General features: G+C 67.5%; 19 protein-coding genes and 1 tRNA gene. 6 read left to right on the top strand and 14 right to left on the bottom strand.

The genetic code is table 11. From position 1 onward, the window contains the following. Positions 1-68 precede the first annotated feature (68 nt). The 3 genes from purE to POM99_RS06470 are packed head-to-tail and all read right to left on the bottom strand — an operon-like array spanning position 69 to position 1,471. Entirely contained in the window at positions 69-557 is a 489-nt protein-coding gene (purE, locus tag POM99_RS06480; RefSeq protein WP_277276040.1) for a 5-(carboxyamino)imidazole ribonucleotide mutase, read from the bottom strand. Positions 558-586: 29 nt separating this feature from the next. Next, positions 587-1,273, bottom strand: coding sequence for a 2,3-diphosphoglycerate-dependent phosphoglycerate mutase (gene gpmA, locus POM99_RS06475; RefSeq protein WP_277276039.1), 687 nt, complete (start codon positions 1,271-1,273; stop codon positions 587-589). 42 nt (positions 1,274-1,315) lie between these two features. Further along, the gene (locus POM99_RS06470) at positions 1,316-1,471 is read right to left on the bottom strand and encodes a hypothetical protein (RefSeq protein ID WP_277276038.1); all 156 of its coding nucleotides are present in this window, start codon (positions 1,469-1,471) and stop codon (positions 1,316-1,318) included. 121 nt (positions 1,472-1,592) lie between these two features. Between POM99_RS06470 and POM99_RS06465 the strand changes: the two genes are divergently transcribed. Both POM99_RS06465 and POM99_RS06460 read left to right on the top strand, forming a co-directional pair. Next, positions 1,593-1,667: transfer RNA gene (locus POM99_RS06465), tRNA-Thr, on the top strand. A gap of 184 nt (positions 1,668-1,851) precedes the next feature. Next, positions 1,852-2,832: a sensor histidine kinase gene (locus tag POM99_RS06460; RefSeq protein ID WP_277276037.1), complete on the top strand. Its 981-nt coding sequence runs from the start codon at positions 1,852-1,854 to the stop codon at positions 2,830-2,832. Position 2,833: 1 nt separating this feature from the next. Here POM99_RS06460 and POM99_RS06455 read toward each other — a convergent pair whose 3' ends face one another. After that, positions 2,834-3,160, bottom strand: a complete 327-nt coding sequence (locus POM99_RS06455; protein WP_277276036.1) for a GNAT family N-acetyltransferase — start codon at positions 3,158-3,160, stop codon at positions 2,834-2,836. A 76-nt stretch (positions 3,161-3,236) separates the two neighbouring features. Here POM99_RS06455 and POM99_RS06450 point away from each other — a divergent pair, with 76 nt between their 5' ends. Then, positions 3,237-4,253 carry a threonine aldolase family protein gene (locus tag POM99_RS06450; protein ID WP_277276035.1) on the top strand — a complete coding sequence of 339 codons (1,017 nt, stop codon included), beginning with the start codon at positions 3,237-3,239 and terminating at the stop codon, positions 4,251-4,253. A gap of 10 nt (positions 4,254-4,263) precedes the next feature. Then, positions 4,264-5,184 (top strand): DMT family transporter, encoded by a 921-nt coding sequence (locus POM99_RS06445; RefSeq protein ID WP_277276034.1) that lies wholly within the window; start codon positions 4,264-4,266, stop codon positions 5,182-5,184. On the opposite strand, the gene POM99_RS06440 is transcribed toward POM99_RS06445, so the two are convergent. Beyond that, entirely contained in the window at positions 5,094-5,933 is an 840-nt protein-coding gene (locus POM99_RS06440) for a Rossmann-fold NAD(P)-binding domain-containing protein (RefSeq protein WP_438822993.1), read from the bottom strand. The two genes, POM99_RS06445 and POM99_RS06440, sit on opposite strands and share 91 nt — an antisense overlap. A gap of 15 nt (positions 5,934-5,948) precedes the next feature. Then, positions 5,949-7,259 carry a M48 family metallopeptidase gene (locus POM99_RS06435; protein ID WP_277276033.1) on the bottom strand — a complete coding sequence of 437 codons (1,311 nt, stop codon included), beginning with the start codon at positions 7,257-7,259 and terminating at the stop codon, positions 5,949-5,951. A gap of 119 nt (positions 7,260-7,378) precedes the next feature. Here POM99_RS06435 and pepN point away from each other — a divergent pair, with 119 nt between their 5' ends. Both pepN and pgeF read left to right on the top strand, forming a co-directional pair. Further along, the gene (pepN, locus tag POM99_RS06430; RefSeq protein WP_277276032.1) at positions 7,379-10,021 is read left to right on the top strand and encodes an aminopeptidase N; all 2,643 of its coding nucleotides are present in this window, start codon (positions 7,379-7,381) and stop codon (positions 10,019-10,021) included. Then, on the top strand, positions 10,018-10,785 hold the full coding sequence (gene pgeF / locus POM99_RS06425; RefSeq protein WP_277276031.1) for a peptidoglycan editing factor PgeF: 768 nt from the start codon (positions 10,018-10,020) through the stop codon (positions 10,783-10,785). The genes pepN and pgeF overlap by 4 nt, the downstream gene beginning before the upstream one ends. On the opposite strand, the gene POM99_RS06420 is transcribed toward pgeF, so the two are convergent. From POM99_RS06420 to POM99_RS06385, 8 genes are all read right to left on the bottom strand, one after another. Continuing rightward, positions 10,774-11,283, bottom strand: a complete 510-nt coding sequence (locus POM99_RS06420; protein ID WP_277276030.1) for a DUF3828 domain-containing protein — start codon at positions 11,281-11,283, stop codon at positions 10,774-10,776. The two genes, pgeF and POM99_RS06420, sit on opposite strands and share 12 nt — an antisense overlap. Positions 11,284-11,343: 60 nt before the next feature. Next, the gene (locus tag POM99_RS06415; RefSeq protein WP_277276029.1) at positions 11,344-11,958 is read right to left on the bottom strand and encodes an HAD-IA family hydrolase; all 615 of its coding nucleotides are present in this window, start codon (positions 11,956-11,958) and stop codon (positions 11,344-11,346) included. A gap of 150 nt (positions 11,959-12,108) precedes the next feature. After that, positions 12,109-12,234 carry a type B 50S ribosomal protein L36 gene (gene ykgO, locus POM99_RS06410; RefSeq protein WP_011446910.1) on the bottom strand — a complete coding sequence of 42 codons (126 nt, stop codon included), beginning with the start codon at positions 12,232-12,234 and terminating at the stop codon, positions 12,109-12,111. Between the two features lie 324 nt (positions 12,235-12,558). After that, positions 12,559-13,482 (bottom strand): HpcH/HpaI aldolase/citrate lyase family protein, encoded by a 924-nt coding sequence (locus POM99_RS06405; protein ID WP_277276028.1) that lies wholly within the window; start codon positions 13,480-13,482, stop codon positions 12,559-12,561. Then, complete coding sequence (locus POM99_RS06400) at positions 13,439-14,746, bottom strand: MFS transporter (RefSeq protein ID WP_277276027.1); 1,308 nt, start codon at positions 14,744-14,746, stop codon at positions 13,439-13,441. The genes POM99_RS06405 and POM99_RS06400 overlap by 44 nt, the downstream gene beginning before the upstream one ends. Further along, entirely contained in the window at positions 14,743-15,198 is a 456-nt protein-coding gene (locus tag POM99_RS06395) for a DUF2141 domain-containing protein (RefSeq protein ID WP_277276026.1), read from the bottom strand. Before POM99_RS06395 ends, POM99_RS06400 begins: the two co-directional genes overlap by 4 nt. Further along, on the bottom strand, positions 15,195-15,905 hold the full coding sequence (locus POM99_RS06390) for a sterol desaturase family protein (protein ID WP_277276025.1): 711 nt from the start codon (positions 15,903-15,905) through the stop codon (positions 15,195-15,197). The genes POM99_RS06395 and POM99_RS06390 overlap by 4 nt, the downstream gene beginning before the upstream one ends. 92 nt (positions 15,906-15,997) lie before the next feature. Beyond that, a complete protein-coding gene (locus POM99_RS06385) occupies positions 15,998-17,551 on the bottom strand; it encodes a DEAD/DEAH box helicase (protein ID WP_277276024.1) in 1,554 nt (517 codons plus the stop codon). Positions 17,552-17,586: the final 35 nt, after the last annotated feature.

Genomic DNA, 17,586 nt, shown 5'->3' with positions numbered 1-17,586 from the left:
CAGGACGAGCGGGCCTGGGGGCAAATCGCCCAAGCCCAAAAACCGCTCATACTGAGCTTGTCGAAGCATCATCCGACCGGCTTCTCCGCCACAGATTCGGTCTGCGCGGTGCGGAAGGCGATCAGCCGATCGGCCAGCGCATCGTCGGAGGTGGCGAGGATCGAGGCGGCGAGGATGCCCGCATTGGTTGCGCCCGGCACGCCGATGGCCAAGGTGCCCACCGGGATGCCGCCGGGCATCTGCACGATGGAGAGCAGCGAATCCATGCCCTTGAGCGCCTTGGATTCCACCGGCACGCCCAGCACGGGCAGGTGAGTCATCGATGCGACCATGCCCGGCAGGTGCGCCGCGCCACCGGCGCCGGCGATGATCACCTTGAACCCTTCGGCATGCGCGCCCTTGGCAAAGGCGACCAGCCGGTCAGGCGTGCGGTGCGCCGAAACGATGCGGCATTCATGCGCAACGCCCAGCTTTTCCAGCACGGCGGCGGCGTTCTTCATCGTCTCCCAGTCGGACTGGCTGCCCATGACGATGGCGACGCGCGGCGTTTCTGTCATCCCCTGCCCCTTTCAGGCCGTCTTCGCGATCAACGCTCGGACAGGTAGTAGCGCTCGATCTCGGCGAGGTTGTCGTCGAGTTCATAGACGATCGGCTGCCCGGTCGGGATTTCCAGCCCGGTGATCTCGTCATCGGAAATGCCCGAAAGGTGCTTCACCAGCGCGCGCAGCGAATTGCCGTGCGCGGCGACCAGCACCGTCTCGCCCGCCTTGAGCGCCGGGGCGATCTTCTGCTCCCAGCAGGGCAGCACGCGGGCGATGGTGTCCTTGAGGCTTTCCGTGGCGGGCACGGCGATGCCGGCATAGCGCGGATCGGCCGAGAGATCGAACTCGCTGCCCTTGTCCAGCACCGGCGGCGGCACGTCGAAGCTGCGGCGCCAGACCTTGACCTGCTCGTCGCCATGCTTGGCGGCGGTCTCGGCCTTGTCCAGCCCGGTCAGGCCGCCATAGTGGCGCTCGTTCAGGCGCCAGTCCTTGTCTTCGGGCACCCACAGGCGGCCGCAGCCTTCGAGCACGAAATGCAGCGTCTTGATCGCGCGGGTCTGCAGCGAGGTGAACGCGGTGGTGGGCAGCACGCCCTTGTCTTTCAGCAGGTGGCCGGCGGCCAGCGCCTCGGCCGCGCCCTTCTCGGTCACGTCCACGTCCCACCAGCCGGTGAAGCGGTTTTCCAGGTTCCACTGCGACTGGCCGTGGCGGATAAGGATCAGGCGAGGCATTAGGCGCGCATCCTGTTGTGCTGATTCAAGGAAAAACGCGCCCTAGCGTTCGTCCCCGGATTTGGAAAGGTCGCTTTTGGGCAGCGATTCGGGCGTGGTGGCCATGGCGCGGGCCTGCGCCTTGCGCCGGTGCAGGTTCTCGCGCAGCCGGGCGGCGAGCCGTTCCTCGCGGGTTTGCGGGGTTTTCGCGTCGGTCATCGCGCATCCTTTGCCGCGCAGCCGCCATTCTCGCAAGGCCGCGCTTGACAAAGCAGGGCCTCGCCGCCAAAGCGCGCCCCTGCCCGCCGCCGGTCCGCCGCGGCGGCAGCGGAAATGGTGTGCTGCTGTAGCTCAGTGGTAGAGCGCATCCTTGGTAAGGCTGAGGTCGGGAGTTCAATCCTCCCCAGCAGCACCATTTCCCCGATCCCACCGCTCCGGACAAAAATTTTGCGGTGTGCGTGGCGCGAAAAAGAGCCTTTTTTCACCGGAACTTGGCGGCGTTTGCCGTAATCGCGGCAAGCCCTGGCTTACCTTCGATATATGGAACCGAACCGGTCAACACGCTTTATCGCCTGTTGTCGTCGTCCGGGGCCCATTGAATGCTGTCGAAAGCCGACCTCTCTCCGGAAAGCCTGTCACGCGTGCTTGAACAGAGCAGCGACTGCGTGAAGCTGGTCGATGCGGACGGCGCGCTGTTGTGGATGAACCCCAATGGCCAATGCGCGATGGAGGTCGGCGACTTTCAATCGCTTGGTGGCAAGGAATGGGCTTCGCTGTGGCCGGTTGAGACACGCCCGCTGATCCGGGAGGCCATGGCGGCGGCGGCCAGCGGCCAGATATCGCGGCTGGAAGCATTCTGCCCCACCGCCAAGGGCAGCCCGCGCTGGTGGGAAGTGAGCATTTCCGCGGTGCGCAGCCCGGAAGGGGCACATACCGGCTTCATAAGCATTTCCCGCGATGTAAGCCAGCTGCACGCCGACCGCGAAGCGCTGCAGACGTTGCTGGCGGAAATGCGCCACAGGCTGAAGAACAGCTTCGCCATGGTTTGCGCCATGCTGCGGTCGATGGCGCGGGGGCACGAAGGCAACACCGCCTTTGCCGGGGAAATGGTGGCGCGCATCTCTGCGCTTGCCACCGCGCAGACCCTGTTCGACGGGGAACAGGCGGTGACCGCGCTGGATGACCTGCTTGGCACGCTGATCTCTCCGTTTCGAGACGAGGACCGGCCGCTGATCGCGCTGACCTGCCCCCAGGCGCACGAAGTTTCGCGCGAACACGCGGACGCGATCTCGCTGGTGATCGGGGAGCTGACCGTCAACTCAACCAAGCACGGCGCGATCGGCCATGGCGGCAGCATCACCCTTTGCGCGCTTGTGGAAGACATGCCCGATACGCGGCAACTGGCGATCACATGGTCAGAACAGGGACACCGCCCCGTTGCCGGAACGTCGCGACCCGGCGGGCAGGGCCTGACGCTGATCGAGCGCATCTGCCGCGCACGTGGCGGCAGCTTCACCATCGAATGGCAGGAGCAGGGCCTGGACGCGCGGTTGATCCTGCCGGTGCCTGCCGCGGCCTAGCTCAGGCCCGCAGGTCTGCCCATTCCGGGTGGCGGCGGAAGGCGGCTTCGATGTAGCTGCATTGCGGCACGATCTTCCAGCCGAGCCGACGCGCATCGGCGATCAGGGCATCGACCAGCTTGCCCGCCACGCCGCGCCCGCCGATCTCCGGCGGCACCAGGGTATGATCGGCAACGAGTACCTCCTGCCCGGCTTCACCTTCGATCCGGCGATAGGTGAGCCGCCCGATGGCGTCGCTGCCTTCCACCCGCGCGTGATATTCGCCCCGCGCACCCTGATCGAACTGGGTGATGGTGACGGTTGCGGATTCTGCGGGGGAATCGGACATGCGTAAGACCTTCCTTGATGGGCCATGACGGTGACCAGCTTGACCGGCAACGCCGCAGGCATCATCCGGTTTCGCGATGAAGTTCTTCTCCGACAACACCGCCGCCGTCCATCCCCGGGTGTGGCAGGCCATGCACGCCGCCGATGCGCCCGATTCGGGCTATGACGGCGATGCCCTGTCACGGCGGCTGGACGAGGCCTTTTCCACGCTGTTCGACACCGAATGCGTGGCGCTGTGGGCGGCTACCGGCACTGCGGCCAACTGCCTTGCCCTGTCGGCCATGGTCCCGCCCCACGGTGGCGTGGTCTGCCACCGCGAGGCGCATATCGAGGTGGACGAAGGCGGCGCGCCGGGGTTCTACACCCACGGGGCCAAGCTGATGCTGGCCGACGGTGACGGCGCCAGGATCGATCCGGCAGCGATTCGCGCGGTGATCGACCCGATCCGCAATGATGTGCACCAGGTGCAGCCGCATGCGATCTCGATCACGCAGGCCACCGAGTATGGCCGCGCCTACCGGCCCGAAGAAGTGGCCGCGATCGGCAGCCTGGCACGCGAACGGGGCCTTGGCCTGCACATGGATGGTGCGCGCTTTGCCAACGCGGTGGCGTTTCTGGGCTGCCGTCCCGGCGACGTGGCCGATCGCGCAGGCGTGGATGCGCTGACCTTCGGCTTTGTGAAGAACGGCGGGATGAGCGCCGAAGCCATGGTGTTCTTCGACCCTTCGCTGGCAGACGTGGCGCGCTATCGCCGCAAGCGGGCGGGCCACCTGCAGTCCAAGGGACGCTATCTGGCCGCACAGCTGCTCGCCATGCTGGAGAGCGACCTGTGGCTGGAAAATGCCCGCGCCGCCAACGCCGCCGCGCTGGAGATTGCCGCTGCCTGTGCCGATAGACTGATGCACCCGGTGGAAGCCAACGAGATCTTCGTGGTGCTCTCCCCCGCCGAGCAGGATGCGCTGCGCGCGCAGGGGTTCGATTTCTACGACTGGCCGGCTCCGGCTGGCGCGTCGGGCGCGGCGCGGCTGGTTACGGCGTGGAACAGCCATCCGGCGCACGTGGCGGCGCTCGCCCGCGCCATCGCCGCCTTGTGAAAGCCGCGAGGTGACGAGCCAGAGCCCGCCGCAGCGCGTGTGGACCCCGCGCATCGTGTTCGGGTTCGCGGCGATCACGCTGATCTGGGGATCGACCTGGCTGGTGATCAAGGACCAGCTGGGAGCGGTGCCGCCAAGCTGGTCCATCGCCTATCGCTTTGCCATCGCGTCGGTGAGCGCCTTTGCCCTTGCCACGTTGCGGCGCGAGCGGCTGGCGCTGGGCGGCGCCGGGTTGCGGCTGGCGGCGCTGATCGGGCTGCTGCAGTTCTGCGGCAATTTCCAGTTCGTCTATCGGGCCGAAAAGTACCTGACTTCGGGCGTGGTGGCGATCCTGTTCGCGCTGCTGCTGGTGCCGAACGCGCTGCTGGCCCGGGCATTTCTGGGCATGGCGGTGACGCGGCGCTTCCTGATCGGTTCGGTGATCGCCCTGGGCGGGATTGCCATGCTGCTGCTGCACGAATGGCGCACCGGCGGGGCGGGGGCACGCGATGTGCTGCCGGGCATCGCGCTGACCCTTCTCGGCCTGGCCTGCGCTTCATGTGCCAACGTGCTGCAGGCGACGCAGGAGGCACGCCGCCATCCGCCCATCGTGCTGCTGGCCTGGGGCATGCTGGCCGGTGCGATCATGGACGTGTCCTTTGCCTGGGCCACGGCGGGGCCGCCGGTGTTCGATGCACACGCGCGCTATTGGCTGGGTGTGGCATACCTGGCGGTGTTCGGATCGGTGGTGACCTTTCCGATCTATTCGGTGCTGCTGCGCGTGCTGGGGCCGGGGCGTGCCGCCTATTCCAGCGTGGCGATCCCGGTGGTGGCGATGTTCCTGTCCACCGTGTTCGAAGGTTATCGCTGGTCCGTGCTGGCGGCAGCCGGCGCTGCGGTGGCGATGGCCGGTCTGGTGGTGGCGCTCAACGCGCGCAAGCCTTCGCGATAGGTGGGATAAAGCGGCCGCCAGCCGAGCACGCGGCGCGCCTTGCCATTGGCCACCCGACGGTTCTCTGCATAGAAGGCGCGGGCCATGGGGCTGAGCCCGGCCTCTTGCACCGTCTGCAGTGGCGGCGGTTCCACGCCCAGCAGGCGGGCCGCTTCTTCGATCACCGCATTCTGGGTGCAGGGTTCGTCGTCGGACAGGTTGTAGACGCCCGGCGGCCCGGCCATGCCCGCGATCACCCCGCCCGCGATGTCCGCCACATGCACACGGCTGAACACCTGCCCCGGCAGGTCAATGCGGTGCGCCGTTCCCTGCGCCACCCGGTCAAGCGCGCTGCGCCCCGGGCCATAGATGCCGGGCAGGCGGAACACCCGCACGCGCGGATCAAGCGCCTGCCAGGCGAGGTCCGCCTCCACCCGCGCGGTGCGCCGGCCGCCGCCGACGGGCGCGCCCTCATCCACCCAGGCCCCCTGGGTATCACCATAGACGCCGGTGGCGGACAGATATCCGATCCATTGCGCCGCGCAGCCCTGCATCGCCGCGCCATGGCGTTCCAGCACGGGATCACCGCCTTCGCGAGCCGGAGGCACGCTCGACAGGACATGGCTGGCCCAGCCGAGCGCGGCGCCAACAGCGGCATCATCGGCGAAGTCGGTGTCGCCCGCCCGCCCGGTGGCGCGCACCTGCCACCCCTGCGCGCGCAGCCGATCGGCCAGCACCTGTGCCGAATAGCCCAGCCCGAAGACGAACAGTCTCACTCCCAGCCCTCAGTCCTTGCCCGGCCCCTTGGCAGCCATTGGCGGCGGGACCACTTCCACCGCATTGGCCACGTGGTCCTTCTTCCACTGCATGGCCATGCGCACGCGGGTGGCGCCCGATGGGTGGTCATAGAACAGCGCCTCTTCCCATGCTGGCGGGTCGATCTTGCGATACTGCGAAAGCTCCATGGCGATCGAGGCGAAGCCATCGGGCTCGCGCGCCACATCAAGCCCGAAGACGTCGGCCTCGCTTTCCTGGATCCGAACGATGGCATTGGTCAGTGGCGATGCGAGCAGCGACAGCGCGGCATAGACGCCGATCAGCACCGGAATGGCGGCGGGATCGGCAATATCGCGCAGCGCCCAGCGCCGCCCGCCCCACACCACCAGCGCGGGCATCACGCGCGAGGCCATCCACAGCATCACCGCCGTGAGCAGCGCCAGCGCCCCCAGCGTCCACCACAGGTGCCTGAGCACATAGTGGCCCATCTCGTGCCCCATCACCGCCGCCACCTGCGGCACGGTGCCGCGCTTGAGCAGGTTGTCGTTCAGCGAGATGCGGACCGTGGGCCCGATGCCCGAGACATTGGCGGAAATCCGGTCAGACTGCCGGGAGGCATCGACAAGGTAGATGTGTGCGGACGGAACCCCTCGCGCTTGGGCCATCGCCACGATGCGATCGCGCACCGGGCCTGCGGGCAGTTCCCTGTAGGTGTTGAACATCGGCGCGACGAAGACCGGGAACAGCAGCAGCATCAACGCCATCGCGCCGGTGACCACGCCCGTGCCGAGCAGCCACCAGCGGCGCGGCGCGCGGCGGATCACCGCCATGATCGCCAGCAGCATCAGGCTGCCGAACACCATGGTCAGCGCCAGCGCGATGCCCTGATCGCCCAGCCATTCGCCGAATGTCTGGTTCATCAGGCCATAGTTCTTTTCGCGCACGTAATCGGCCCAGATCGACCACGGGAACATGATCAGCGAACTGACCAGCAGGAACAGCGCGGCACAGGCCAGCGTCACGATCCACGGCCGCCAGCCGCTGCGCTCCATGCGGGTGCGCAGGCCGGCCAGCAGGCGCAGCCGCACCATCACCCAGCAGGCCAGCACGGTGACGAGGCCGCCAATGTATTCAACCCAGATGCCGCCGTCGAAATAGGCGTCGGACCGCGCCCGGGCCGCGCCCTGCAGCGTGTTGAGATAGGCCTGCGTGGCATGTTCCACATCGAACGGGGCAGCGTGGGCCAGCCCTGCGCATCCCAGCCCCACAGATCCCAACAGGGCCGCCGCCACGGCCAAGCGCTGCATCATCCTGATCATCGTCGCTCTCCGCCCGCAAACCCGATCATGGAGTAGCTTGCGCGGGGCGGGGGCTGTCAAGCAGCCATTCCCGGCATGAAGGCGATTGCCCTTGCCGCCCTGCACCCTACATTGGCCGCATGAACGATCTTTCAAGCACGCCCGCCCTGCCGGCTGAAGCCCAATTGCCCGATGATGGGCAGCCCACCGTGATCAACCGGCTGGACTATACCCCGCCGGCCTGGCTGGTGCCGCAGATCGCGCTCGATTTCGCGCTTTCGCTTGATGCCACGCGGGTGCTTTCGGTCTTGAGCGTGGAGCGCAATCCGGCCAATCCCGCGCCCACGCTGCGCCTGAATGGCGATGGCATTGCCGCACGCAGCGTGAACGTGGACGGGCAGCCGCACAACGACTGGCGCATGGACGGGGCGGACCTGCTGATCGACCTGCCGGGCGAGGCACACACGGTCACGATCGAGACGGTGGTCAATCCCACCGCCAACACCCAGCTTTCGGGGCTCTATGCCTCGGGCGGGATGCTGTGCACGCAGTGCGAGGCCGAAGGCTTCCGCCGCATCACCTTTTTCCCCGACCGGCCCGATGTGCTCTCGGTCTACACGGTGAAGATGGCGGGCGATAAGCAGAAGTTCCCGATCCTGCTGTCCAACGGCAACCCCGTGGCCAGCGGTGAGGGTGAGGACGGCACCCATTGGGCCGAATGGCACGATCCCTGGCCCAAGCCTTCGTACCTGTTCGCGCTGGTGGCGGGCGACCTCGTCGCCTCGCGCGACAGCTTCACCACCCGTTCCGGCCGCAAGGTGGACCTGGCGATCTACGTCCGCGCGGGGGACGAAGCGCGCACCGACCATGCCATGCGCAGCCTGATCGCCTCGATGGAATGGGACGAGGAGGTCTATGGCCGTGAATACGATCTCGACCTGTTCAACATCGTCGCCGTATCGGATTTCAACGCCGGGGCGATGGAGAACAAGGGGCTCAACGTCTTCAACACGCGCTACATCCTGGCCGATCCGGAAACCGCCACGGACGGCGATTACGATGCGGTGGAAGGCGTGGTGGCGCACGAATACTTCCACAACTGGTCGGGCAATCGCGTCACCTGCCGTGACTGGTTCCAGCTGAGCCTGAAGGAAGGCTTCACCGTGCTGCGCGACCAGCAGTTCAGCGCGGACCGGGGCAGCGCGCCGGTCAAGCGGATCGAGGACGTGCGCATCCTGCGCGCCGCCCAGTTCCCCGAGGATTCGGGCCCGCTGGCGCATCCGATCCGGCCCGATTCCTATCAGGAGATCAGCAACTTCTACACCGCCACGGTCTATAACAAGGGGGCAGAGGTTATCCGCATGATGACCGTGCTGGCCGGCCCGGAGCGCTTCCGCAAGGGCACCGACCTCTACTTTGACCGCCACGATGGCGAGGCGGCAACCTGCGAGGACTTCGTCAAGGCGATCGAGGACGGCGCGGGGCTGGACCTCACGCAGTTCCGCCGCTGGTACCAGCAGGCCGGCACCCCCCGCGTTGACGTGGCCGTGGCCCACGCGGGCGACACCGTGACGCTCACCCTGAAGCAGACCGTGCCCCCCACCCCGGGCCAGCCTGACAAGCAGCCGATGGTGATCCCGCTGCGCACCGCCCTGTTCGACCGCGCCACCGGAAAGCATGACGGCGAGCACCTGATCGTGCTGGCTGAAGCTGAACAGAGCTTCAGCTTTTCCGGCCACGCCACGCCCCCGGTGCTTTCGATCAACCGCGGCTTTTCCGCGCCGGTTGCCATCGCCAGCCCGGTCTCGAACGAAGACCTCGTGTTCCTTGCCGCACATGATGACGATCCGTTCGCCCGGTATGAGGCGATGCAGCAGCTGGTGGTGCAGCACCTAGTCTCCGCCGTGCGGGGCGAGCTGTCGCCCGCGCAGCGTGATGCCGGGCGCAAGGCCATCGGCGAGGCCTTTGCCGCTGTGCTGGCCGACGGGGCACTGGATGACCTGATGCGTGGCGAACTGGTGATCCTGCCCGGTGAGAGCTACCTCCACGAACAGCTCGCCCCGGTCGATCCCGGCAAGGTCCGCGCCGAGCGCGAGGACCTGAAGCGCTGGCTGGGCGAAACGCTGAAGGCCGAGTGGACCACGCTGCATGATCGTTGCTCCGCCGTGCCCTACAGCCTCGATGCCGCGGCCCGGGGTGCGCGCAAGCTGAAGACGCAGGCGCTGGTCTACCTTGCCCCGGCGGCCCCGACCGAAGCCGCCCGCCGCGCCCGCGCGCAGTATGACGCCGCCACCAACATGACCGACCGGCAGGGCGCGCTGATGGTCCTTGCCGGGCTCGATGTGCCCGAGCGTGCGGTGGCGCTGGCCGATTTCCACCAGCGCTTTGCCGGGAACATGCTGGTGATCGACAAGTGGTTCTCGCTGCAGGCGGGATCGCTCCACCCCGATGCGCTGGCACATGTACAGGCGCTGGCGGGGCATCCCGACTTCACCCTGAACAACCCCAACCGCGTCCGCGCGCTCTACATGGCCGCCGCCGCCAACCCCGGCGTGTTCCACGATGCATCGGGCGCGGGATATCGCATGATCGCCGACCTGATCCTGCAGCTGGATCCGATCAACGGCAATGTCGCCGCGCGCTTCGTGCCGCCGCTGGGCCGGTGGAAGAAGATCGAGCCGGCGCGCGCCGCGCTGATGCGTGCGGAGCTGGAGCGCATCGCCGCGCAGCCCGGCCTTTCACGCGATGTGCGCGAACAGGTGAGCAAGAGCCTGGAAGGATGAACGAGCCTGTCGAGGTTCTGACCCACCCGGGCCTGGCCGGCGCGGCGCACGGTTTCCTGGGCCGCAGGGGTGGCGTCAGCACCGGCATCCATGCCGGGCTGAACGTGTCCTATGCCGAGGATGAGCCCGCCCATACCGCCGAGAACCGCCGGCGCGCGGGCGATGCGGTGCTGCCGGGCGCACGCCTGCTCACCTGCTTTCAGGTCCATTCCCCCGATGTCGTGACCGTGGACGAACCGTGGGAGGATGCCGACCGGCCCCACGCCGATGCGCTGGTCACCCGCCAGACGGGCGTGCTGCTGGGCGTGCTGACCGCCGATTGCGCGCCGGTGCTGTTCCACGACGCCCATGCGGGCGTGATCGGTGCGGCCCATGCCGGGTGGAAGGGCGCGTTCACCGGCGTGACCGACCGCACGGTGGAGGCGATGGAAGCGCTGGGCGCATCGCGCGCCAACATCGCCGCCGTGGTCGGCCCGTGCATCGCGCAGAAAAGCTATGAGGTGGACAGCGCCTTCGAACGCCGCCTGCTGGAAGCCGGGGGCGAGAACGAGCGCTTCTTCCGCGCCGGGCGCGAAGGGCATGCGTGGTTCGATCTGGAAGGCTATGTCGCCGCGCGGCTCCATGCCGCTGGCGTCGGCCAGGTCGGCATGCTGGGGCAGGACACTTATGCGCAGGAGGACCGCTTCTTCTCGTTCCGCCGCGCCACGCATCGGCAGGAGCCGGGTTATGGCCGGCAGATCTCGCTGATCGGGCTAGAGCCCTAAGGCACCGCGCCCACGCACGTGCGCGTCCACGGCGCGGGCCATCGCTTCGCTGAAGCGCTGGCCTTCCTCGCTGGCGATGTCGTCGATGCGCCAGCCCGCCTCCTCGCGCACCATGTAAACGCGCAGGCGGCGTGACCAGCCCGCCGCGCCGATCAGCCGCACGCGCACTTCGGCCGAATCCGCACTGCCGTTTTCCACCACCAGCAGCGGCGGTACTTTCAGGTGGTGCGGATCATCGCACAGGCACAGCCACTCGCGCGAAAGGCTGCGGTGGCCATCGGCCGCTTCCAGCGCGGTCATGCGGTCATGCAGGGCGGTCAGGCGCTGCGAGAGATAGCCGGTCCACAACGGCGCGCGGTCACGCGGGCCGAGCAGGCCGGCGAGATCGAGATAGAGCACGTTGAGAGTCTGCGCCGGGGTGGCCATCGGCAGGTCATCGGGCACGCGCGCCATGGCCGGAGTGGCCAGCAGGGCCATCGCCATCAGCATCCGCCGCATTGTCGTCTCCTGCACAGTCTACGCAAAGCTATCCCACCGTGCCGGGACCTGCGCAATCGCTCAGAGCAGGCCGCGCTGTTCCATTTCGGCGCGCAGGGGCGCGGCACCTTCGACGAAGTGATGCGCCTGCCAGCCCAGCGCACGCGCGGTGGCGATGTTGGCGGCGTTGTCATCGATGAACAGCATCCGTTCAATCGGCAGGCCAAATCGTGCGGCGGCAAGGTCGAAGATTGCGCGCCCCGGCTTCACCAGCTTCTCCACGCCGGAAACGACAATGTCTTCCATGTGGTCCAGCACCGGGAAGGTCGGGCGGAACATTGCCCACGAATCGGCGCCGAAGTTGGTGATGGCAAATTGCCGCACGCCGCGCGTGGAAAGCTCGCCCACGATCTCATGCGTCCCGTCGATCGGCCCCGGCACGGCATCCAGCCAGTCGGTGCGGTACATCTCGATCAGCCCGGCCAGATGCGGGAACTGCGCCTTGCGCGCGGCCACCATGGCGTCCATCGGCTCGCCCGCGTCATGGCGGAAATGCCATTCCTCGCTGACCACCTCGGTGCAGAACCATGCGCGCTCGGCATCGTCGGGAATCGCATCGCGCCAGATGCGCGGCAGGTCCCACTGCACCAGCACGCGGCCGATATCCCACACGACTGCTGCGATGGTGTCGGTCACGAATCACCTGTGCGAGAGAGTGGCTGGGACATGAACGACCCGGGCCTATAAACGACAATGCCCCCGCAGTGCGGGGGCCAAGGCCTCATCAAAGAGGCTTGCCGGGATCCGCCATGGCCCGCCGTCGCGGACCATGGCGAAACTGTTTGATCAGCCCTGACGCGCCTTGAAGCGCTTCTGGGTCTTGTTGATCACATAGACGCGGCCACGGCGGCGGATCACGCGGTTGTCCCGGTGGCGGTCCTTGAGCGACTTCAGGCTGTTGCGAATCTTCATGTCCGAATCCCTTTGCCCGAAGCGACCGGGCCGAAAATTGAAGCGTGGCCGTTACCCACGGCCCTGTGGAAAGTCAACTCTTGGCAGGTGCGGAAAGGCCACCCGCCCCTTCCTTGCCGGCATCGGCCTGATCCCCCGCCCGGATGTCCGATCGGACCACCCAGCAGCATTGCCTGCCGCGGGGGCAGGGCGGGTGAGCGGGCCGGTTGAACAGGGTCGCTATTCCTCTCGGTTAAGCGGGGATGCCCCTGCGGAAGCGGCGATCACGATTCGCCGATGCTGGCCCACTTTGCGCCGATGATGGTGCTCCGATCCATAGGCACGCTACCGCGCTCCGATCGCCTCGGCCTGCTTGATCAGCTTCACCGCCATGTCCCGGTGCAGCAGCTCGGCCATCTTGCCGTTCACGCGCAGCGCGCCCTTGCCCGCATTGGCGGGGTCGGCAAACGCCGCCACGATCGCCTGCGCCTCGGCCAGCTCGGTCTCGTCCGGCGCAAACACGCGATTCGCCACGGCGATCTGCGATGGATGGATCAGCGTCTTGCCTTCCATCCCCAGTTCGCGCGCCTGCGCACATTCGCCTTCAAGCCGTGCGGGATCATCGATGGCGTTGCACACCCCGTCCAGCAGGATCAGCCCGTTGGCCCGCGCCGCCAGCAATGCCTGCACCAGCACCGGCAGGAACGCCGCCCGTCCCGGCAGCTGGGCGATGCCGGTGTCCTTGGCCAGGTCGTTCAGCCCCAGCACGAATCCGGCCAGCCGCGTGTCCGCCGCCATCGCCGCGATCCGTTCCAGCGCCAGCACCGCGCGCGGCGTCTCGATCATCACCCACAGCGCCACGGTGCTGGCATATCCAGCCGCATCCATCGCGGCGGAAAGCGCGGCAATGTCCTGCGCCGTGTCCACCTTGGGCGCCAGCAACGCGTCCAGCGGCGCAGCGGCCAGCGCGGCGATATCGTTGGCGCCCCATGGCGTGGACAGTGCGTTGATCCGGCCGATCAGCCGGCGGTGGCCAAACCCGCCGGCCTGCGCCTCGCGCACCAGCGCGGCGCGCGCCTCTTCCTTCATCCCGGGCGCAACCGCGTCTTCCAGATCCAGCGCCACCGCGTCGCAGTCCAGCGTGCGGGCCTTTTCCATCGCGCGCGCATTGCTTGCGGGCATGTACAGCACCGAGCGCAGCGGCCCGGTCGCATCAGGCGTCAGATCAGGCTGGGCGGGCGCTTCCGCCGGTGCCGGGTTGCTTGGCATTGGGTTCCTCCACCGAATCGAGGCGTCCTTCCTCGCGCGTCGGCATAGGAGCGATGAAGCGCAGCGCAAGCGTCAGCGCCATCCACACCGCCGCCGCATCCAGCGCGAACGGCAGGCTGATCTTGTCGGCCACCGTGCCCCACAGCCATGCCCCGGCCGCCATCCCGCCAAACGTCACCGCCTGGTAGATCGAAAGGCACCGTCCCAGGATCGCCTCGGGCGAACGCAGCTGCATCGCCACGTTCAGGCTGGTCATCGCGCAGACCCAGCCCATCCCGCCCAGCAGCGAGGCGATCAGAGCCAATGGCATCGATCGCGCCGTGGACAGCACCAGCAGCGATACGATGAACGCGGCCGCGCCCACGCTTACCACGTTTTCGCTGCCAAAGCGCCGCCGCGCCTTGCCCACCCACAGCGCCACCACGATCGATCCGATGCCGAACGCGCCCAGCATCAGGCCATAGTCCAGCTCCGTGCCGTGCAGCAGCTGACGGACCACCGTGGGCAGCAACGCCTGCATGCCCGCCGCGCCGATGCCGAAGCAGGCCCCGCGCAGCAGCACCTTGCGGATCGGGATGGATTGCCAGCAGAATTCCGCGCCGACGCGGATCGCCGCCAGCATTGGCTGGCGCTGCGGCCGCGGTGCTTCGGGCCGCCACAGCCACAGCACCACGATCATGCCGATATAACTGGCCGCATTGATCGCAAAGGCCAGGCTTACGCTCCACAGCGAAATCAGCAGCCCGCCCAGCGCCGGGCCAACACTGCGCGCCAGGTTGAACGATATGGCGTTGAGCGCAATGGCCTGCGGCAGATCCGCCCGGCCCACCTGCAGCCGCACCGATGCCTGCCATGCCGGCCCGTTAAGAGCGGTGCCAATGCCCACCATCAGCGTCAGCGCCAGCAGCGACAGCGGCGTGATCCAACCGGCATAGCCCATCACGGCGAGGATTGCGGAAACCGCCAGCATGCCGGTCTGCGCCGCCATCATCACCCGGCGGCGGTCGAAATTGTCGGCAATCGCCCCGGCAAACACGCCCAGCAGCAGGATGGGAATCGTGGCCGATGCCTGCACCAGCGCCACCAGCACGTGGCTGCTGGTCAGGTCGGTCATCAGCCACGCCGCCGCAACCGACTGGATCGTCGATCCAACGTTGGAAAACAGGTTGGCGATCCAGATCGACCGGAACGCGGGATAGCGGAACGGAGCAAGCGCGCCCCTGCCGGTCGGCTGATCGGGAGGCTGGGGCGGCGTCGATGTCACAACAGGTAGCGCACCTTCATGCTCATCTTCACCGGCTGGCCCGATACCTCGAATGCCGCCGCGTCGAACTTGGGCGCGCTCAGCCGCACCGGTGCGTCGCGGCTGAAGCCGAAGCCTTCCTTGGGCATGCCGATGAAGGACCAGTCCATCTTGCCGTTGCCGTTCTCGTCATGCAGCAGGGCAATGGCATAGCGGCCCGGTGGCACGTCGTGAAACACCACGGTCCCGGCATCGCTCGCCTTCACGATCACGCGCTTCGCCGCAGGGTCCAGGTCGCACTTCTTGGGAAACATCGCAGCGTTGCCGGTAAGGCACATGCGGACAAAGCCGTTGCTGTCCCGCATGGCGTTCACGTTGACGGAGACGGTCGTCCCGATCGGCGCATTCGCGCCAAGCAGCGCCAGCGGTGCCAGCATCGCCAGTCGCTTCATGGCGCGGCCAGTGGTGTTCATGGCGCGGAAAGCCCCTTGTCCGTCTTGCACAGATGATCCCAGTGGCGAAAATACAGGCCGTAGTTGCATTTATACTGCTCGTGATGGCGGTGATGGTGGCTGGCCGTTATCAGCCACTTCCCTGCCGGGGCATGAACGATGCGGCGCGGAAAGATTTCCCAGCCCATGTGGTTGGTTACCCCCATCACCGTCATTACCAGCAGCACCAGCCCCAGCATGCCCACGTGGATCGGCACCACAAAGACCAGCGCGGGGATGAACAGGCCCACGATTGCGGCCTCGATCGGGTGAAAATTCATGGCGGCCCATGCCGTGGGCGGGCGGCTGGCATGGTGGATGCCATGGATCGCGCGGAACACCTTCGGGCGGTGCATCCAGCGGTGCGTCCAATAAAACCAGGTATCGTGCAGCAGCAGGTACAGCAGGAAGGAAACCGGCAGCCACCACAGCGGATAATCGCGCGGATCGGCATAGATCCGGGTCCAGCCATGCTTCTGCCAGCCCCACGCGATCACGCCTGCGGGCACGCCATAGATCGCGGCTGAGGCAAGGCTCCACGCGATCTCGCGCCGCATCTGCTGTTCCAGCCCGGCATAGCGCCCGGGCCGCACCCGGTGCGTCAGCCAGGCGAAAAGCCCGCTTGTGGCGAGATATCGCACCGCAACGATCACGGTCATGGCAAGGGCCGAAAGCCAAAGGCTGTCCATGCGCGCCTCCTGCCAGAATCGCGCCGCCGGGGACAGGGGGAAGAAGGGCCTATTCGGCGCTTCTTTCCCCGTTGTCGTTTTCGCAGCCCCGATCAGCCGGCGCGGCGCACCTTGTTGCGGTGCTGGCCCACGCCCGGCGCGCCGCGCGGGCGGAACCGGCGCTGCTGGCCATCACGTTCGCCTTCCGGGCGCTCGGCCCGGTCGGTATGCAGCGGATTGCGCACCGGACCGCGCTCGCCATCGCGGCGCTCCTGCCGCGGGCTCACGTCGCGGGGCTTGCCATCGCGACCCTGCGCGCGGCCGCCATGGGCCTGCTGGTCGCCCCGGCCACCGCCGCTGCGTCCGCCATCGCTGCGGCCACCGCCGCTGCGCTGGCCCCCATCACGCTGGCCCCCGCCACGCTGGCCGAACCGGCCCCGCGCATCGCGTTCCTCGCGGCGGGCATCCTGCGCGGCTTCCTCGGGCTTGCGGCTCGGCGCGGGCAGCTTCGCCGCGTCGGCCAGGAAGCCTTCGGGCAGCGGCATCACGTCGATCTTCACCCGCGTCAGCTTCTCGATGTCCTTCAGATACGGCTTTTCATCCGGCGCGCAGAAGCTCATCGCGATGCCTTGGGCCCCGGCGCGCGCGGTGCGGCCGATGCGGTGCACGTACTGTTCGGGCACGTTGGGCAGCTCGAAGTTGAACACGTGGCTCACGCCCGAAACGTCGATGCCCCGCGCGGCAATGTCGGTCGCCACCAGCACCGGGCACGAACCCTGGCGGAACGCCTCAAGCGCGGCGGTGCGCTGCGCCTGGCTCTTGTTGCCGTGGATGGCGCGGGCGTCGATTCCGGCGCTGGACAGGTGGCGCACCACGCGGTCCGCGCCATGCTTTGTGCGGGTGAACACCAGCGCGCGGTCCAGCTGCTTGTCAGCCAGCAGCGCGCGGATGCGCAGCGTCAGCAGCGCCTGCTTTTCCCCCTGGTTCAGGAAGGTGATGTACTGTTCCACGCGCTCGGCGGTGGTCGATTGCGGGGCAACCTCAACCTTCACCGGATTGTGGATGAACTGCTTGCCCAGGTCCTCGATCGACTTGGGCATCGTCGCCGAAAAGAACAGGCTCTGGCGGTTCTTGGGCAGCAGGTTGGCCACCCGCTTCAGCGCGTGGATGAAGCCCAGGTCCATCATCTGGTCGGCTTCGTCCAGCACGAAGATCTCCACCCGGCCCAGCGTCAGCGCGCGCTGGTCGATCAGGTCGAGCAGGCGGCCCGGCGTGGCCACCAGGATGTCGGTGCCCGGCACCAGGCGGCGGGCCTGCTTGCCCACCGGCACGCCGCCGAACACGCATTCCACGCCCAGATTCAGGTTCTTGGCATAGCTCTTCATGTTGTCGGCAATCTGCGCCGCCAGTTCGCGGGTGGGCGAAAGCACCAGCATCCGGCACGAGGCCGGCTTCCGGGGCTTGGGATCGGCGGCCAGGCGGTGGAGCGAGGGGAGCGAGAACGCGGCGGTCTTGCCCGTGCCGGTCTGGGCGATGCCCAGCAGGTCGCGCCCTTCCATCAGCGCGGGGATCGCCTGGCGCTGGATCGGCGTGGGATCGTTGTAACCCTTGGATTCAAGCGCGCGGAGAATGGGCTCGGCAAGGCCAAGGTCGGAAAAATAGGACATGTGATTCCAATACGTTGGATGCAGCGCGCGCAACC

The organism is Novosphingobium cyanobacteriorum (assembly GCF_029436685.1).
In the GTDB taxonomy this organism is placed as follows: Bacteria; Pseudomonadota; Alphaproteobacteria; order Sphingomonadales; family Sphingomonadaceae; genus Novosphingobium; species Novosphingobium cyanobacteriorum.
Note: the sequence above shows the minus strand (reverse complement) of the source record. Positions and strands in the feature narration are given on the sequence as shown.

What these genes read in the sequence shown, in the direction of transcription:
- pepN (WP_277276032.1), top strand. Translation starts at nt 7,379, where the DNA reads ATGAACGATCTTTCAAGCACGCCCGCCCTGCCGGCTGAAGCCCAATTG.
- pgeF (WP_277276031.1), top strand. Translation starts at nt 10,018, where the DNA reads ATGAACGAGCCTGTCGAGGTTCTGACCCACCCGGGCCTGGCCGGCGCG.
- POM99_RS06460 (WP_277276037.1), top strand. Translation starts at nt 1,852, where the DNA reads ATGCTGTCGAAAGCCGACCTCTCTCCGGAAAGCCTGTCACGCGTGCTT.
- POM99_RS06470 (WP_277276038.1), bottom strand. Translation starts at nt 1,471, where the DNA reads ATGACCGACGCGAAAACCCCGCAAACCCGCGAGGAACGGCTCGCCGCC.
- ykgO (WP_011446910.1), bottom strand. Translation starts at nt 12,234, where the DNA reads ATGAAGATTCGCAACAGCCTGAAGTCGCTCAAGGACCGCCACCGGGAC.
- POM99_RS06455 (WP_277276036.1), bottom strand. Translation starts at nt 3,160, where the DNA reads ATGTCCGATTCCCCCGCAGAATCCGCAACCGTCACCATCACCCAGTTC.
- gpmA (WP_277276039.1), bottom strand. Translation starts at nt 1,273, where the DNA reads ATGCCTCGCCTGATCCTTATCCGCCACGGCCAGTCGCAGTGGAACCTG.
- POM99_RS06395 (WP_277276026.1), bottom strand. Translation starts at nt 15,198, where the DNA reads ATGAACACCACTGGCCGCGCCATGAAGCGACTGGCGATGCTGGCACCG.
- POM99_RS06420 (WP_277276030.1), bottom strand. Translation starts at nt 11,283, where the DNA reads ATGCGGCGGATGCTGATGGCGATGGCCCTGCTGGCCACTCCGGCCATG.
- purE (WP_277276040.1), bottom strand. Translation starts at nt 557, where the DNA reads ATGACAGAAACGCCGCGCGTCGCCATCGTCATGGGCAGCCAGTCCGAC.
- POM99_RS06450 (WP_277276035.1), top strand. Translation starts at nt 3,237, where the DNA reads ATGAAGTTCTTCTCCGACAACACCGCCGCCGTCCATCCCCGGGTGTGG.
- POM99_RS06405 (WP_277276028.1), bottom strand. Translation starts at nt 13,482, where the DNA reads ATGCCAAGCAACCCGGCACCGGCGGAAGCGCCCGCCCAGCCTGATCTG.
- POM99_RS06390 (WP_277276025.1), bottom strand. Translation starts at nt 15,905, where the DNA reads ATGGACAGCCTTTGGCTTTCGGCCCTTGCCATGACCGTGATCGTTGCG.
- POM99_RS06385 (WP_277276024.1), bottom strand. Translation starts at nt 17,551, where the DNA reads ATGTCCTATTTTTCCGACCTTGGCCTTGCCGAGCCCATTCTCCGCGCG.
- POM99_RS06435 (WP_277276033.1), bottom strand. Translation starts at nt 7,259, where the DNA reads ATGATCAGGATGATGCAGCGCTTGGCCGTGGCGGCGGCCCTGTTGGGA.